14 protein-coding genes and 1 tRNA gene are annotated in these 13,467 nt (G+C 69.7%); 3 read left to right on the forward strand and 12 right to left on the reverse strand.

The window, feature by feature from the left end:
• Positions 1 to 124: 124 nt before the first annotated feature.
• From rplL to ACFUN8_RS33965, 8 genes are all read right to left on the reverse strand, one after another.
• Entirely contained in the window at positions 125 to 508 is a 384-nt protein-coding gene (gene rplL, locus ACFUN8_RS33930; protein ID WP_383646310.1) for a 50S ribosomal protein L7/L12, read from the reverse strand.
• 84 nt (positions 509 to 592) lie between these two features.
• Positions 593 to 1,156, reverse strand: coding sequence for a 50S ribosomal protein L10 (rplJ, locus tag ACFUN8_RS33935; RefSeq protein WP_330174163.1), 564 nt, complete (start codon positions 1,154 to 1,156; stop codon positions 593 to 595).
• Between the two features lie 378 nt (positions 1,157 to 1,534).
• A complete protein-coding gene (locus tag ACFUN8_RS33940) occupies positions 1,535 to 2,494 on the reverse strand; it encodes a hypothetical protein (protein WP_383646313.1) in 960 nt (319 codons plus the stop codon).
• A 142-nt stretch (positions 2,495 to 2,636) separates the two neighbouring features.
• Entirely contained in the window at positions 2,637 to 3,359 is a 723-nt protein-coding gene (gene rplA / locus ACFUN8_RS33945) for a 50S ribosomal protein L1 (protein WP_383646316.1), read from the reverse strand.
• A gap of 97 nt (positions 3,360 to 3,456) precedes the next feature.
• On the reverse strand, positions 3,457 to 3,891 hold the full coding sequence (rplK, locus tag ACFUN8_RS33950; RefSeq protein WP_023539372.1) for a 50S ribosomal protein L11: 435 nt from the start codon (positions 3,889 to 3,891) through the stop codon (positions 3,457 to 3,459).
• A gap of 204 nt (positions 3,892 to 4,095) precedes the next feature.
• The gene (gene nusG, locus ACFUN8_RS33955) at positions 4,096 to 5,070 is read right to left on the reverse strand and encodes a transcription termination/antitermination protein NusG (RefSeq protein ID WP_383646320.1); all 975 of its coding nucleotides are present in this window, start codon (positions 5,068 to 5,070) and stop codon (positions 4,096 to 4,098) included.
• Positions 5,071 to 5,150: 80 nt separating this feature from the next.
• Positions 5,151 to 5,441 carry a preprotein translocase subunit SecE gene (secE, locus tag ACFUN8_RS33960; protein WP_382561804.1) on the reverse strand — a complete coding sequence of 97 codons (291 nt, stop codon included), beginning with the start codon at positions 5,439 to 5,441 and terminating at the stop codon, positions 5,151 to 5,153.
• A 109-nt stretch (positions 5,442 to 5,550) separates the two neighbouring features.
• A tRNA-Trp gene (locus ACFUN8_RS33965) sits at positions 5,551 to 5,623 on the reverse strand.
• A 226-nt stretch (positions 5,624 to 5,849) separates the two neighbouring features.
• On the opposite strand from ACFUN8_RS33965, the gene ACFUN8_RS33970 reads away from it, so the two are divergent.
• Together ACFUN8_RS33970 and ACFUN8_RS33975 are read left to right on the forward strand one after the other, a co-directional pair.
• Positions 5,850 to 7,076, forward strand: coding sequence for a pyridoxal phosphate-dependent aminotransferase (locus tag ACFUN8_RS33970; protein ID WP_383646323.1), 1,227 nt, complete (start codon positions 5,850 to 5,852; stop codon positions 7,074 to 7,076).
• Between the two features lie 194 nt (positions 7,077 to 7,270).
• Positions 7,271 to 8,320 carry an adenosine deaminase gene (locus ACFUN8_RS33975; protein ID WP_383646326.1) on the forward strand — a complete coding sequence of 350 codons (1,050 nt, stop codon included), beginning with the start codon at positions 7,271 to 7,273 and terminating at the stop codon, positions 8,318 to 8,320.
• A gap of 31 nt (positions 8,321 to 8,351) precedes the next feature.
• On the opposite strand, the gene ACFUN8_RS33980 is transcribed toward ACFUN8_RS33975, so the two are convergent.
• Complete coding sequence (locus tag ACFUN8_RS33980; RefSeq protein ID WP_383646329.1) at positions 8,352 to 8,954, reverse strand: TetR/AcrR family transcriptional regulator; 603 nt, start codon at positions 8,952 to 8,954, stop codon at positions 8,352 to 8,354.
• Positions 8,955 to 9,059: 105 nt separating this feature from the next.
• Between ACFUN8_RS33980 and ACFUN8_RS33985 the strand changes: the two genes are divergently transcribed.
• Complete coding sequence (locus ACFUN8_RS33985; RefSeq protein ID WP_383646332.1) at positions 9,060 to 9,695, forward strand: NAD(P)-dependent oxidoreductase; 636 nt, start codon at positions 9,060 to 9,062, stop codon at positions 9,693 to 9,695.
• A gap of 309 nt (positions 9,696 to 10,004) precedes the next feature.
• Here the strand turns inward: ACFUN8_RS33985 and ACFUN8_RS33990 are convergent, their stop codons facing one another.
• From ACFUN8_RS33990 to ACFUN8_RS34000, 3 genes are all read right to left on the reverse strand, one after another.
• Positions 10,005 to 11,060, reverse strand: a complete 1,056-nt coding sequence (locus tag ACFUN8_RS33990; protein WP_383646335.1) for a UDP-N-acetylmuramate dehydrogenase — start codon at positions 11,058 to 11,060, stop codon at positions 10,005 to 10,007.
• A 68-nt stretch (positions 11,061 to 11,128) separates the two neighbouring features.
• Positions 11,129 to 12,589 (reverse strand): DHA2 family efflux MFS transporter permease subunit, encoded by a 1,461-nt coding sequence (locus tag ACFUN8_RS33995; protein WP_383646338.1) that lies wholly within the window; start codon positions 12,587 to 12,589, stop codon positions 11,129 to 11,131.
• Positions 12,590 to 12,671: 82 nt separating this feature from the next.
• A complete protein-coding gene (locus ACFUN8_RS34000; RefSeq protein WP_383646341.1) occupies positions 12,672 to 13,322 on the reverse strand; it encodes a TetR/AcrR family transcriptional regulator in 651 nt (216 codons plus the stop codon).
• Between the last annotated feature and the right edge of the window lie 145 nt (positions 13,323 to 13,467).

Here is a 13,467-nt window from a genome sequence, read left to right on the forward strand (position 1 = left end):
GCACCCGTACGGGTGACCGCCCTTCTCGTCAACGCTGTGCACCTCGCGGTGCGGTCGCCGTCACCTCGTCCCGCGAGAGCCGTCACGGCTCCCTGGGACGGGTGTCGGCGGGGGTCCTACGAGGTCACTTGACCTCGACGGAGGCGCCGGCGGCCTTGAGGGACTCGGCAGCCTTCTCGGCGGCCTCCTTGGCGACCTTCTCGACGACGGGCTTGGGAGCGCCGTCCACGAGGTCCTTGGCCTCCTTGAGGCCCAGCGAGGTGAGCTCACGCACGACCTTGATGACCTGGATCTTCTTCTCGCCGGCACCCGTGAGGATGACGTCGAACTCGTCCTGGACCTCTTCGGCCTCGGCGGCGACGGCGGCACCGCCACCGGCGGCGACGGCGACCGGGGCGGCGGCCTTGACGTCGAACTTCTCCTCGAACGCCTTGACGAAGTCGGAGAGCTCGATGAGGGTCAGGTCTTCGAACTGCTTGAGCAGGTCGTCCTGGGACAGCTTCGCCATGGTGGCGGTCCTTCCACTAATTTCGGCAGGTGCCGGATGAATGTGAATGGCGGGCGTACGGGCCCGCTGCGACGCGGCGCCGAACTACTCGGCGTCGGCCTCGGCGGGAGCCGGCGTACCGGCACCGCCCTGCTCGGCCTCACGCTTGGCGCGAAGGGCGTCCGCGGTGCGGACGAACTCCGACAGCGGGGCCTGGAATGTCGCCGCGGCCTTGGCCATCGACGCCTTGATTCCACCGGCCACCTTGGCGAGCAGCACCTCGCGGGACTCGAGGTCCGCGAGCTTCTTGAACTCGTCGGCGGACAGCGCCTTACCGTCAAGGACACCGCCCTTGATGACGAGGTTCGGGTTGTCCTTGGCGAAGTCACGCAGACCCTTCGCCGACTCCACCGGGTCACCGGTGACGAAGGCAACCGCCGTCGGACCCGCGAACAGGTCGTCCAGCGTGTTGATCCCGGCCTCGTTGGCCGCGATCTTGGTCAGCGTGTTCTTCACCACGGCGTACTGGGCGTTCTCACCGAGAGAACGGCGCAGCTCCTTGAGCTGCGCCACGGTGAGACCCCGGTACTCGGTCAGCACGGCGGCGTTCGAGCTGCGGAATTGCTCCGTCAGCTCGGCAACCGCGGCAGCCTTGTCGGGCCTTGCCATGAGCGTCGGCCTCCTTCCGGGTGATGAGGACCGCTCAGAAGGGGCTGAACAAGACAAACGCCCCGGCGCAAGCGCACGGGGCGTAGCTCAACCGGGCAAAACCCGGGAACTCTCCTCGAACACCTACGCGGGTCGTCCGCTTCCAGCGGATCCTTCGGTCGCCTCACCCTCTTGCGAGAGCACGGCGACGACCAGCGGTCTTTGGCTTCCTGTGGAGAGTACGTGACAGGGTTACCCGCAGGCAAATCCGGTCGCCGGGGCCGTAAACCCGCCCCGGCGACGGGAATTGTGGATCAAGCACTTCCGGATCGGTCTTCCGGATCGAACTTCCCGATCAGGCTTCCGGATCGGTCTTCCGGATCGGCGAGAACCTCGGGATCAGATCCCGGAGTCGTCCGCGCCGGCGCCGGCCTCGGCGCCGAGGTCGCCCAGCATCTTGAACAGGTCGACGGTGTCGGCGGCCGGCGGCGTCTGGACCGACGCCTTGGCCCCGTAGTCGCTGTACCGCGCGCTGATGGTGATGGCGCCGTCCGGGGAGTCCATCGCGACGTCCATCTTCACCGGGTAGTCGTCCTCGTTGACCCAGACCTCGGTGTCGTACCCCGTGATGCCCGTCTTCTCGATGTTGGCGAGAAGGTCCTTGCGCTCCTTGGCGCTGAGCACGTCGAGCGACTCGTTCGACTCCAGCATCTCGGCGACCGTGAGCGTGCCCTTGTAGTGCTGCGCCTCGACCCCGTCGATCTTCTCGGAGCCGACGTGCTTCACGTTCGGCGAGTCCAGCAGCAGCGCGAGCTGCTGGGCCGGGTCCTGGTTCATGTTCTCCATGCCACCGGTGAGCTCCTTGGTGGCCGCCGGGTCGCCCGAGGCCTCCGCCGCCGCGGCCAGGTCCAGCTTCATCCAGCGCTTGCCGTCCATGTCCTTGGCCGCCTCGGCGCCCATGTCCATGTACATCGCGTTCTTGACCCACACCATCCGGATCTTCTCCGGGGCGTCGGGCTCGGCCTGCATCATCGAGCCGGACATGGTCATGTCCATCACCATGGGGTCCCAGCCCATGACGCCGGTCATCTCCATGTCGCCGCCCCCCGCGGCACCCGCGACGCCCTCGGGCATCGACATCGTCATGCTGACCTTGGCCGACTTCGCCGCCGCCGTCTTCTCGTACGCCGCCGTCAGCACGTCCGTGACCGCGGAACGCGACTGCGGCGCGTCCTTGGCCGACGAACTCCCGGCGTTCTTCTTCGAGTCCGCGTCACCGCTCTGACAGCCGGCGACACCCGCCACAACGGCCACTGCCGTCAGCGAGACGCCAACGCGCCCCCATGTCGACATGGTCATACCCCACCCCTTTTTTCGATGTGCTTAGTTGAACGGTAACGCACGGGTATGACAGACCGCGCACGTAAAAACCGGCCCCAACACCTCAACAGAGGTGCCGGGACCGGCTCTTGACACGCGTTGGCGCGACTTCCGTCCAGGATCAGACGGAGGCCGGGTCCTCCTCGACGAGGAGGTTACGAGTGCGGTTGGCGTCCAGCGGGATGCCGGGGCCCATCGTCGTCGCCAGGACCGCCTTCTTGATGTAACGGCCCTTCGCGGCCGACGGCTTGAGACGGAGGATCTCCTCCAGCGCCGCGGCGTAGTTCTCGACCAGCTTCGTCTCGTCGAAGGAGACCTTGCCGATGATGAAGTGCAGGTTCGAGTGCTTGTCGACGCGGAACTCGATCTTGCCGCCCTTGATGTCGTTCACGGCCTTCGTGACATCGGGGGTGACGGTGCCCGTCTTCGGGTTGGGCATCAGACCACGCGGGCCGAGGACGCGGCCGAGGCGGCCGACCTTGCCCATGAGGTCCGGGGTGGCGACGACGGCGTCGAAGTCGAGACGGCCCTTCTGGACCTCGTCGATCAGCTCGTCGGAGCCGACGATGTCGGCGCCCGCGGCGCGCGCTGCCTCGGCACGGTCACCGGTCGCGAAGACCAGGACCCGGGCGGTCTTGCCGGTGCCGTGCGGGAGGTTCACGGTGCCACGGACCATCTGGTCCGCCTTGCGCGGGTCGACGCCCAGACGCATGGCGACCTCGACGGTGCCGTCGAACTTGGTGGTGTTGGTGTCCTTGGCGATACGGACGGCCTCGAGCGGAGGATAGGTACGCTCCGCGTCGATCTTCGCGTCCGCGCTGCGGAGTGCCTTGCTGCGCTTCACTTCTGCTCCTGGTGATTCATTCAGGTGTGGAGTTCGTGGTGCGGGCCGCGCATGGCCCTTCCACTTGGCGCGCCCGAACGGGCCCGCCGGGCGGGACTCAGCCCTCGACCGTGATGCCCATGGAACGGGCGGTGCCGGCGATGATCTTCTCGGCGGCGTCCAGGTCGTTGGCGTTCAGGTCGGGCATCTTGGTCGTGGCGATGTCACGCACCTGGTCGCGGGTGAGCTTGGCGACCTTCTTGACGTGGGGCTCGCCCGATCCCTTGTCCACACCGGCGGCCTTGAGGATCAGCTTCGCGGCCGGCGGAGTCTTGGTGATGAAGGTGAAGGAGCGGTCCTCGTAGACCGTGATCTCCACCGGCACGACCATGCCACGCTGCGACTCGGTCGCGGCGTTGTAGGCCTTGCAGAACTCCATGATGTTGACGCCGTGCTGGCCCAGCGCGGGGCCGACCGGCGGCGCCGGGTTGGCCGCGCCGGCCGAGATCTGGAGCTTGATGAGCCCCGTGACCTTCTTCTTCTTGGGAGGCATGTGCTCTCTCCGGGTCCTAGTGAGAGTGTTCCGGCCCAGTCATCCGGTCATCCGGATGCGGGCATACCGCGCAACGATAACGGGTATAGCTGCACGGCCAAAAACCGAGCAGGTCAGACCCTCTCCCGCGAGCGGGGAACAACCCCCGGCGAGAGCCTGTCTGACCTGGTCGGAAATGGCTTTACGAGCGCGCGGAACCGCGCGTCAGTTCTTCTGGATCTGGTCGAAGCTCAGCTCGACCGGAGTCTCGCGGCCGAAGATCTCGACGAGGCCCTTGACCTTCTTCGAGTCGGCGTTGATCTCGTTGATCGTCGCCTGGAGCGTCGCGAACGGGCCGTCGGTGACGGTGACCGAGTCGCCGACCTCGAAGTCCAGCACCTGGACCTCGACCTTGCGGGACGGAACCGGCTTGCCCTCGGCCTCGGCCGCCTCGCGCGCGGCCTTCTCCTCGGCCTCGGGGGCGAGCATCTTGACGATCTCGTCCAGCGTCAGCGGGTACGGGTCGTAGGCGTTGCCGACGAAGCCGGTGACGCCCGGCGTGTTCCGTACGACACCCCAGGACTCGTTCGTGAGGTCCATCCGCACCAGGACGTAGCCCGGGAGCTTGTTCTGGCGGACGTTCTTGCGCTCGCCGTTCTTGATCTGGACGATCTCTTCCTCGGGCACCTCGGCCGAGTAGATGAAGTCCTCGACGTTGAGCGAGACCGCGCGCTGTTCCAGGTTGGCCTTCACGCGCTTCTCGTAGCCCGCGTACGTGTGGATGACGTACCACTCGCCGGGCAGGGTGCGCAGCTCCTCGCGGAGCGCGGCGACCGGGTCGGCGGCGGGAGCGGGCTCCTCGACGAGCTCGATGTCGTCGCCGTCCTCGGAGTCAGCCTCGGCCTCCGCGTCCTCGGCCTCTTCGGCGTCGGTCGCGGCGTCAAGCTCCGCTTCGGCTTCGGCTTCGGCTTCGGCTTCGGCTTCGGCTTCGGCTTCGGCGGGAGCGGACTCCGCGTCGTCGTCCGCGTCCACGTCCGCTTCCTCGACGTGCAGCGCCGACTCCTCGGCCGGCTCGCCGGCCTCGGCGTCAGCGGCTTCGGCCTGGTCTGGCTCGACAGCGTCCGCCGCCTCGACGATGTCGGTCTCGTCCTCACGGGACTCGACCGCCTCGTTGGCGTCGTTCAGGTTCGGGTCAGACACGTTGGCTGCTTCTTCCTGGCTTCACGATGGGTGGAACATGCGGAAAGGGACGCCTGTGGGCGCCCTCCGCCTCCGCGGCTTTAGCCGAAGACGTACTTGACTACTCTCTGGAAGCCGTAGTCCATCACGGTCACCAGACCGATCATGACGACGACGAAGACGATCACAACAGTCGTGTAGGTCGTCAGCTGGTTGCGAGTCGGCCAGACGACCTTGCGCAGCTCCGCGACGATCTGACGGTAGAAGAGCGCGAGACGGCCCAGAGGGCCCTTCTTGCCGCGCTTGCCACCCTTGCGGGTCTTCTTGCTCGACTCTGCGGACTCGTCATCGTCAGCATCAGGCTTGTCGATGGAGCCCACGGCGTCCGTCACGCTCTCTCACCTGATTCCGGGTCGTGGCCGTGCCGCGCCCGGTGGAGCCGCACGGCAGTGCTTTTGAAGTACGTACATGCGCACACATCCTGGCGAAGGATGTGTGTAGCAGGGCCGGAGGGACTTGAACCCCCAACCGCTGGTTTTGGAGACCAGTGCTCTACCAATTGAGCTACGACCCTTTGCGTTTTCCCCAACCTACCGCATCCGACCGGGAGCACGGTGTGTGCGGATCGGCGGTGGCGGGTGAGGGCCAACGACCAGTGAGTGTACGTGCTCAGGGGCCATGCGTCGAACAGGTAACACGGGACCGGCTCTTGTCCGAACCTGTCCACTCTCTGTCCGCGGGCTGTCCAGTCGGCGAAACCCCTGTGCCCGGGTCTCGGGGGTTCTGGGACCATGGCCCGCATGAGCGCTGCAATTCCTCCGACCGAGCGCCGGGTCTCCGCCCGAGTCGGCGCAATCTCCGAGTCCGCCACCCTTGCCGTCGACGCCAAGGCCAAGGCCCTCAAGGCCGCCGGCCGGCCGGTGATCGGCTTCGGTGCGGGCGAGCCCGACTTCCCGACGCCCGGCTATATCGTCGAGGCCGCGAGTGAGGCCTGCCACAACCCGAAGTACCACCGCTACACCCCGGCCGGCGGGCTTCCCGAGCTGAAGGCCGCCATCGTCGCGAAGACGCTGCGTGACTCCGGCTACGAGATCGACCCCGCCCAGGTCCTGGTGACCAACGGCGGCAAGCAGGCGATCTACGAGGCTTTCGCCGCGATCCTCGACCCGGGCGACGAGGTCATCGTCCCGGCGCCGTACTGGACGACGTACCCCGAGTCGATCCGGCTGGCGGGCGGTGTCCCGGTGGAGGTCGTGGCCGACGAGACCACCGGCTACCGGGTCACCCTCGAACAGCTGGAGGCGGCGCGCACGGAGCGGACGAAGGTCGTGCTCTTCGTCTCGCCCTCCAACCCGACGGGCGCCGTCTACAGCCGCGAGGACACCGAGGCCATCGGCCGCTGGGCCGTCGAGCACGGTCTGTGGGTGCTGACGGACGAGATCTACGAGCACCTCGTGTACGGGGACGCCGAGTTCACCTCGCTGCCCGCGGTCGTGCCGGAGCTGCGCGACAAGTGCGTCGTGGTCAACGGTGTCGCCAAGACATACGCGATGACCGGCTGGCGGGTGGGCTGGGTCGTCGGCCCCAAGGACGTGGTGAAGGCCGCGACGAACCTCCAGTCGCACGCGACGTCGAACGTGGCCAACGTGTCGCAGGCCGCCGCGCTCGCCGCCCTCACCGGCGACCTGGACGCGGTGGACGAGATGCGGATCGCCTTCGACCGGCGCCGGGGCACCATCGTCCGGATGCTCAACGAGATCGACGGCGTCATCTGCCCGGAGCCCGAGGGTGCCTTCTACGTGTACCCGTCGGTGAAGGCGCTGCTCGGCAAGGAGATTCGCGGCAAGCGCCCGGCGACCTCGGTCGACCTCGCCACGCTGATCCTCGAAGAGGCCGAGGTCGCGGTCGTACCGGGTGAGGCCTTCGGCACACCGGGATATCTGCGGCTGTCGTACGCGCTGGGCGACGAGGACCTGGCCGAGGGTGTGGCGCGGCTGCAGAAGCTGCTGGCCGAGGCCAGCGACTGAGCGTCGTCCGACGAGATCACGGGTCCCCGGTGCCGTCCGGGGGCCCGTTCTGCTGTGCGGGCTTCGGTACGGGCATTGGTACGGGCTTCCTTGCGGCCTTTTCGTACAGGATCGCGTTCGGGCTTTCGTTCGGGCAACGACCCGAAGGTGGAAAGGGACTCCCGGAGTCCGCGCGAGTACGGCAAGATCCATGGATGGAGAACGTTTCCGGCCCCCCGCATGACGACCGCGCCACCCGCGACATCCGTCTGTTGCCCAAGGCCCATCTGCATCTGCACTTCACCGGCTCGATGCGGCCCACGACCCTGCTGGAGCTGGCCGACAAGTACGGCGTCCATCTCCCCGACGCGCTCACCGGCGGTGAGCCGCCCGAGCTGCGGGCGACCGACGAGCGGGGCTGGTTCCGCTTCCAGCGGCTCTACGACATCGCGCGGTCGTGTCTGCGCTCCCCCGAGGACATCCAGCGGCTGGTGCGCGAGGCCGCCGAGGAGGACGTCCGGGACGGTTCGCAGTGGCTGGAGATCCAGGTCGACCCCACCTCGTACGCCCCGCTGCTCGGCGGACTGATCCCGGCGCTGGAGATCATCCTGGACGCCGTGGACGCGGCGGCCAGGGACACCGGGCTCGGGATGCGCGTCGTGGTCGCCGCGAACCGGATGAAGCACCCGCTGGACGCCCGCACGCTGGCCCGGCTGGCCGTGCGGTACGCGGACCGGGGTGTCGTCGGCTTCGGTCTGTCGAACGACGAACGCCGGGGAATGGCACGGGACTTCGACCGGGCCTTCGCCATCGCGCGGGAGGGCGGGCTGCTCGCGGCGCCGCACGGCGGTGAGTTGAGCGGGCCGTCGTCGGTACGGGACTGCCTGGACGATCTGCGCGCGACCCGGGTCGGGCACGGCGTACGGGCGGCCGAGGATCCGCGGCTGCTGCGGAAACTGGCCGAGCGCGGGGTGACCTGTGAGGTGTGCCCGGCGTCGAACGTGGCGCTGGGCGTCTACGAGAAGCCCGCCGACGTACCTCTGCGGACGCTGTTCGACGCCGGGGTGCCGATGGCGCTGGGCGCCGACGACCCGCTGCTCTTCGGCTCGCGGCTGGCCGCGCAGTACGAACTCGTACGCAAGCACCACGGGTTCACGGACGTCGAGCTGGCCGAGCTGGCGCGTCAGTCGGTACGGGGCTCGGCGGCGCCGGCCGGGGCGCGGGACAAGATGCTGGCCGGGATCGACGGCTGGCTGAAGGACTGACCGGCCGTGGACGGGGGCGGGGGCGGGACTGTCAGGGGTTGAGGCCGGACAGGACCGTCCGCACCAGCGCCGGGGCGAAGTCCGCCAGTGGGGTGACCTGTTCGCCGTCCGGGAATGCCTTCAGGAAGGCCCGCTGCAGGCACGCGCCGAGCAGCAGCGAGGCCACGGCGTCGACGTCGGCGTCGGCCCGTACGCGGCCCGCCTCGCGTTCGGCGCGCAGGTAGTCGGCGAGCGCGCGCAGCGGCCGGTGCGGGCCCGCGCCCAGGGCGTGGACGCCCTCGGCGTGGCGGCGCAGCAGCGCCGGTTCGGCGAAGAGCGAGGCGCCGATCGGGAAGGTCGCCTCGTAGAAGAGGGCCGCCTGGCTGACGACCTCGGTGAGATTCTCCTCGACGCTCCGGCCGGCGGCGGCGTCGAAGGGCCCTTCCGCGAGGTCGGCGAGCAGCGGGCCGAGGCGGGGCAGCCGTTCCTCCAGTACGCGCAGGAAGAGTTCCTCCTTGCCGGAGAAGTACTTGTAGAGGGCGGCCTCCGAGCAGCCGGCGCCGCGGGCGATCTCCTTGGTGGTGGCGCGCGCCAGCCCGATGGTGCCCATCAGCTCGGCGGCGGCGTCCAGAATGCGGGCCCGCGCGGGTTTCATCGATGCGCTCCGATCGCCATGACGAGGCTTGACGTGGGGTGGGGGGATACTCACCATAGAGGTGAGTGAATACTCACCCACCATAGAACGGAAGAGGCGAGGACGATGAAGCTCACCGTGTTCGGGGCGACAGGCGGCGTCGGCCGGGAGATCGTGCGGCAGGCCCTGACGGCGGGCCATCACGTCACGGCGGTGGTGCGCGACCCGGCGCGGCTGGAGGTCACCGGGGACCGCCTCGACGTGTTCACCGCGACGGCGTTCGACGACCCGGAGTCGCTGCGGCCCGCCGTGGCGGGGCGGGACGCGGTGCTGTCGGGCATCGGTCCGCGCGGGCGCAAGGACGCGGGGCTCGCGGCGCCGGTGACCCGCTCGATCCTGCGGGCGATGGACGCGGAGGGGGTGCGCCGGCTGGTGGTGGTGAGCGCGGCCCCGGTCGGCACCGTGCCGCCGGGTGAACCCCTGCTGGGCAGGCTGGCCATGGGCGTGGTCAAGATCGTGCTCAAGCCCGTCTACACCGACCTGGCCCGCATGGAGGAGGAGTTGACCCGGAGCGCCACAGACTGGACCTCCGCCCGGCCCCCGCAGCTCGTGAACACCCCGGTGACGGGCGTCTACCGCGCGGTGGTGGGCGCGAACCCCCGGGGCGGCAGCAAGATAGGCCGCCCGGACCTGGCCCACGCCATGCTGGCGATGCTCGACGACCCGGCGACGGTGAGGCAGCCGGTGGGAGTCGCGTACTAGTTCGTGTCCGGCGGATCTTCGGGGCCCGGGACGCCTGGGTGCGGCACCCTGTCCCCGTCGTCGGAGTCGGCCACGTATGGCCGGGCCGTCCACAACGCCGGTCCTCCGCCTTGCGACGCACCCGCGCCGACGAGACACCAGCCGCTCCCGGGCGGGCCCGGGCCGATCCCCGAAGATCCGCCGGACAGGACCCGGGCGGCGTCCGGAAGGAGCGCCGGGGTGAGGGGAAAGCTCATGTGCCGAGGCGCGCGAGCCGGGCAGGGCCGGCGAGGACTCCCCAGGGCGGAGGCGCACGCCGGGGCCCGTGGCTCAGAGGCTTACGCCGACCGTCACCGGCTCGTTGACCAGGGTGATTCCGAACGCCTCGTGCACCCCGGCGACGACCTCCCGCGCGAGCGCCAGCAGGTCCTCGGTGGTGGCGTCGCCGCGGTTGGTCAGGGCCAGCGTGTGCTTCGTGGAGATGCGGGCCGGGCCCGTGCCGTACCCCTTCGTGAAGCCCGCGCGGTCGATCAGCCACGCCGCCGAGGTCTTCGTGCGGCCCTCCCCCGCCGGGAACGCGGGCGGTGCGACATCCGCGCCCAGCCGCTCCGCCGCACGGGCGAGGAAGGCCGCGAAGTCGGCGTCGTCGAGGATCGGGTTGGTGAAGAAGGAGCCGGCCGACCAGGTGTCGTGGTCCGCCGGGTCGAGCACCATGCCCTTGCCCGCGCGCAGTTCGAGTACGGCCCGGCGCGCGGTGGCCGCCGGGACCCGGTCGCCGGGTTCGACGCCGAGGGCGCGGGCCGTCTCCGCGTACTTGAGCGGGGCCGAGAGCCCGCCCGCGTCCTCCAGCGCGAACCGGACGCGCAGGACGACATGGCGCTCGGGGTGCTCCTTGAAGCGGCTGTGGCGGTACGAGAAGCGGCAGTCGGCATTCGTGAGGGTCAGCGTCTCGCCGGTGACCCGGTCGTAGGCGACGACCTCGGTGATGGTGCTGGACACCTCCTGGCCGTACGCGCCCACGTTCTGGATCGGCGTGGCACCGGCCGAGCCGGGGATGCCGGCCAGGCACTCGATGCCCGCCAGGCCCGCCTCGACGGTACGGGCGACGGCGTCGGTCCAGGTCTCGCCGGCGGCCAGTTCCAGCGCCGTACCCGCGAGGTCGAAGCCGCGTGTGGCGATCCGCAGGGCGGTGCCCTCGAAGCCCTTGTCGCCGATGACCAGGTTGCTGCCGCCGCCGATGATCAGCAGCGGCGTGCCCGCGTCGTCCGCCTCGCGCACGGCCGCGACGACCTCGGCGTCGGTGGTCGCGGTGATCAGCCGGGTGGCGGGGCCGCCGAGGCGGAAGGTGGTCAGGGGGGCGAGGGGGGCGTCGTGGAGTTCCTGCACGGCACAAGACTACGGTCCGGTCCGGGGACAAGGAGTCCCCGGCCGGACCGCGTGACGCGAGAGGACGGTCAGACGCCCGCCGTCTCGCCCGCCGTCTCGCGCGCCTCCTCGGCCGCCGACTCCCGTACGACCGTGGACTTCCGCAGCGCCCGGCGACCCGGCATCGCCAGGGCGGCCAAGGCAGCAAGCGCCACGACGCCCGAGCCGATCCACAGCGCCGGGACCGTGCCGTCGACGAAGATCTGCGGCGTCTCGTAACCGCCCTGCGCCGAGAACACCGCCCCGAGTATCGCGACACCGAGCGCTCCGCCGACCTCGCGGAGCGCGTTGTTGGCGCCGGACGCGATGCCCTGCTCGGCGGGCCGGACGCTGGACATGACCAGGCTGGCGGCCGGGGCGAAGTACAGCGCCATACCGAGCCCGCTGACGATCAGGGCCGGCAACTGCGCCGCGTACGACACGCCGGGCTCGATGGTCATGGCGAACAGGGCGAGTCCCAGGGCCTGGAGGGCGAGGCCCGCGGTGACGACGGGCCGGCCGCCGATGCGGTCGGAGAGGATCCCGGCGAGCGGCGCGACGAGCAGCGGCATCGCGGTCCACGGGAGCATCCGCAGGCCGGCCTCGGTGGGCGAGTATCCGGCGACGCCCTGCATGAACTGGCTGAGCAGGAAGATCGAGCCGAACATGCCCAGGAACATCAGCAGGCTCGCGGCGTTGATCCCGGCGAAGGTGCGGTCCTTGAACAGCCGCATCGGCAGCATCGCGTCGGGCCTGCGGATGCCGTGGTGCACGAAGCCGCCGATCAGGAGTGTGCCGACGATCAGTCCGGTGAGGACGAGCGGGCTGGTCCAGCCCTCGGCGTTGGCGTTGACCAGGGCGTAGACGATGCCGAAGAGGCCGCCGCTGATGAGCAGGGTGCCGGGGACGTCGATACGGGCGTCGGGGGCGTACGACTCCTTGAGCCGTGTCCTGGCCAGCGGCAGCAGCACGAGGCCGACCGGGACGTTCAGCCAGAAGATCCACTCCCAGGAGATGTGCTCGGTGAGGCTGCCGCCGACGAGCGGACCGGCGGCGACGGCGATGCCGGTGACGGCGCTGAAGATGCCGAGGGCGGCGCCGCGTTTCGCGACCGGGACCGCCGCGGTGAGCAGGGTCAGGGCCAGCGGCATCATGATCGCGGCGCCGACGCCCTGGACGGCGCGGGCGGCGATCAGGCTGTTGATGCCGGGCGCGAGGGCGGCGGCGGCCGAGGCCGCGGTGAAGATCGAGAGACCGCTGACGAAGAGCCTGCGACGGCCGAACCGGTCGCCGAGAGCCGCGCCGAACATGAGCAGCACCGCGAAGGTGAGCGTGTAGGCGTTGACCGTCCACTCCAGGTCGGCGAGCTTGCCGCCGAGGTCCTCGCGGATGGAGGGCAGGGCGGTGGTGACGACGAGGTTGTCGAGGGCGGCCATGAAGCCCGCGGCGCCGGTGATGATGAGGGCCCAGGTGGCGTTCGCGCCGCCGCGGGCTGCTGCTGGCTGGTTCATCGTTCTCCCCGATCTGGTTAGTTATTGATGACTAACTTTTATGGACATGACGAGAGTGGGCGATCCCGCCGCCCACTTCGGATCAACCGCCCGAACCGTCGGGACCGCCTGAACTGTCGGGACCGCCCGAGCCGTCAGAGCCGGACGAACCGTCAGGGACGCACGAACCGTCCGAACCGCCTGGCGGGCGCGCGGAGTCGTAGAAGCCGCCCCAGACGCGATGGCCGGCCGGAAACCCCATCGCGACCAGTGTGTTGATCAGCATTCCGTACGCCAGGAAGTTCGTCGTCTCCTCCGGGTCCGCGCCGAGCGCCAGGTGCGAGGTGTCCCAGAGCGCCTCCCACGTGGCCCGTACGGAACGGCCGAACTCGTGGTCCCCCGCCGCCTCGGCCGCCGCGACCGCGACGTACGTCTGCATCTGCATCATCAGCTTCGCCGGGTCGTCGGCGATGAGCTGTTGGTAGGCGGAGGCCATGGCGTGGACGGCCTCCTCGGGCCCCACGCCCTCGGACGCCTTCTCGAAGATGCGCCGGGTGTCGCCGAGGCAACGCTCCGCCGCCGCGAGGAAGATGGCCTGCTTGTTCGCGAAGAGCCGGAAGAGGTACGGCTGCGAGACGCCCACGCGACGGGCGATCGCCTCGGTGGAGGTGCCGTGGTATCCGGTGCGGGCGAATTCGGTGATCGCCGCGCGGATGACGCTCTCGCGTCGCTCTTCTGCGCTCATCCTGACCATGAGGAGTAAGTTATTGACCAATCACTAACCTGTCAAGCCCGGCCGCCCCACAAGCCCACAACCCCGGAGCCGCGCCCCCGGCACCCCCGCCCCCCGGCGCCCCGCTCCCGAGCACGACGATGCCGGGCGGCCCCTCGCGCGGGGC

It is taken from the genome of Streptomyces sp. NPDC057307, assembly GCF_042667665.1.
In the GTDB taxonomy this organism is placed as follows: domain Bacteria; phylum Actinomycetota; class Actinomycetes; order Streptomycetales; family Streptomycetaceae; genus Streptomyces.

What these genes read in the sequence shown, in the direction of transcription:
- ACFUN8_RS34000 (WP_383646341.1), bottom strand. Translation starts at nt 13,322, where the DNA reads ATGGTCAGGATGAGCGCAGAAGAGCGACGCGAGAGCGTCATCCGCGCG.
- ACFUN8_RS33985 (WP_383646332.1), top strand. Translation starts at nt 9,060, where the DNA reads ATGAAGCTCACCGTGTTCGGGGCGACAGGCGGCGTCGGCCGGGAGATC.
- rplK (WP_023539372.1), bottom strand. Translation starts at nt 3,891, where the DNA reads ATGCCTCCCAAGAAGAAGAAGGTCACGGGGCTCATCAAGCTCCAGATC.
- ACFUN8_RS33975 (WP_383646326.1), top strand. Translation starts at nt 7,271, where the DNA reads ATGGAGAACGTTTCCGGCCCCCCGCATGACGACCGCGCCACCCGCGAC.
- rplJ (WP_330174163.1), bottom strand. Translation starts at nt 1,156, where the DNA reads ATGGCAAGGCCCGACAAGGCTGCCGCGGTTGCCGAGCTGACGGAGCAA.
- ACFUN8_RS33995 (WP_383646338.1), bottom strand. Translation starts at nt 12,589, where the DNA reads ATGAACCAGCCAGCAGCAGCCCGCGGCGGCGCGAACGCCACCTGGGCC.
- ACFUN8_RS33940 (WP_383646313.1), bottom strand. Translation starts at nt 2,494, where the DNA reads ATGACCATGTCGACATGGGGGCGCGTTGGCGTCTCGCTGACGGCAGTG.
- rplL (WP_383646310.1), bottom strand. Translation starts at nt 508, where the DNA reads ATGGCGAAGCTGTCCCAGGACGACCTGCTCAAGCAGTTCGAAGACCTG.
- ACFUN8_RS33980 (WP_383646329.1), bottom strand. Translation starts at nt 8,954, where the DNA reads ATGAAACCCGCGCGGGCCCGCATTCTGGACGCCGCCGCCGAGCTGATG.
- ACFUN8_RS33970 (WP_383646323.1), top strand. Translation starts at nt 5,850, where the DNA reads ATGAGCGCTGCAATTCCTCCGACCGAGCGCCGGGTCTCCGCCCGAGTC.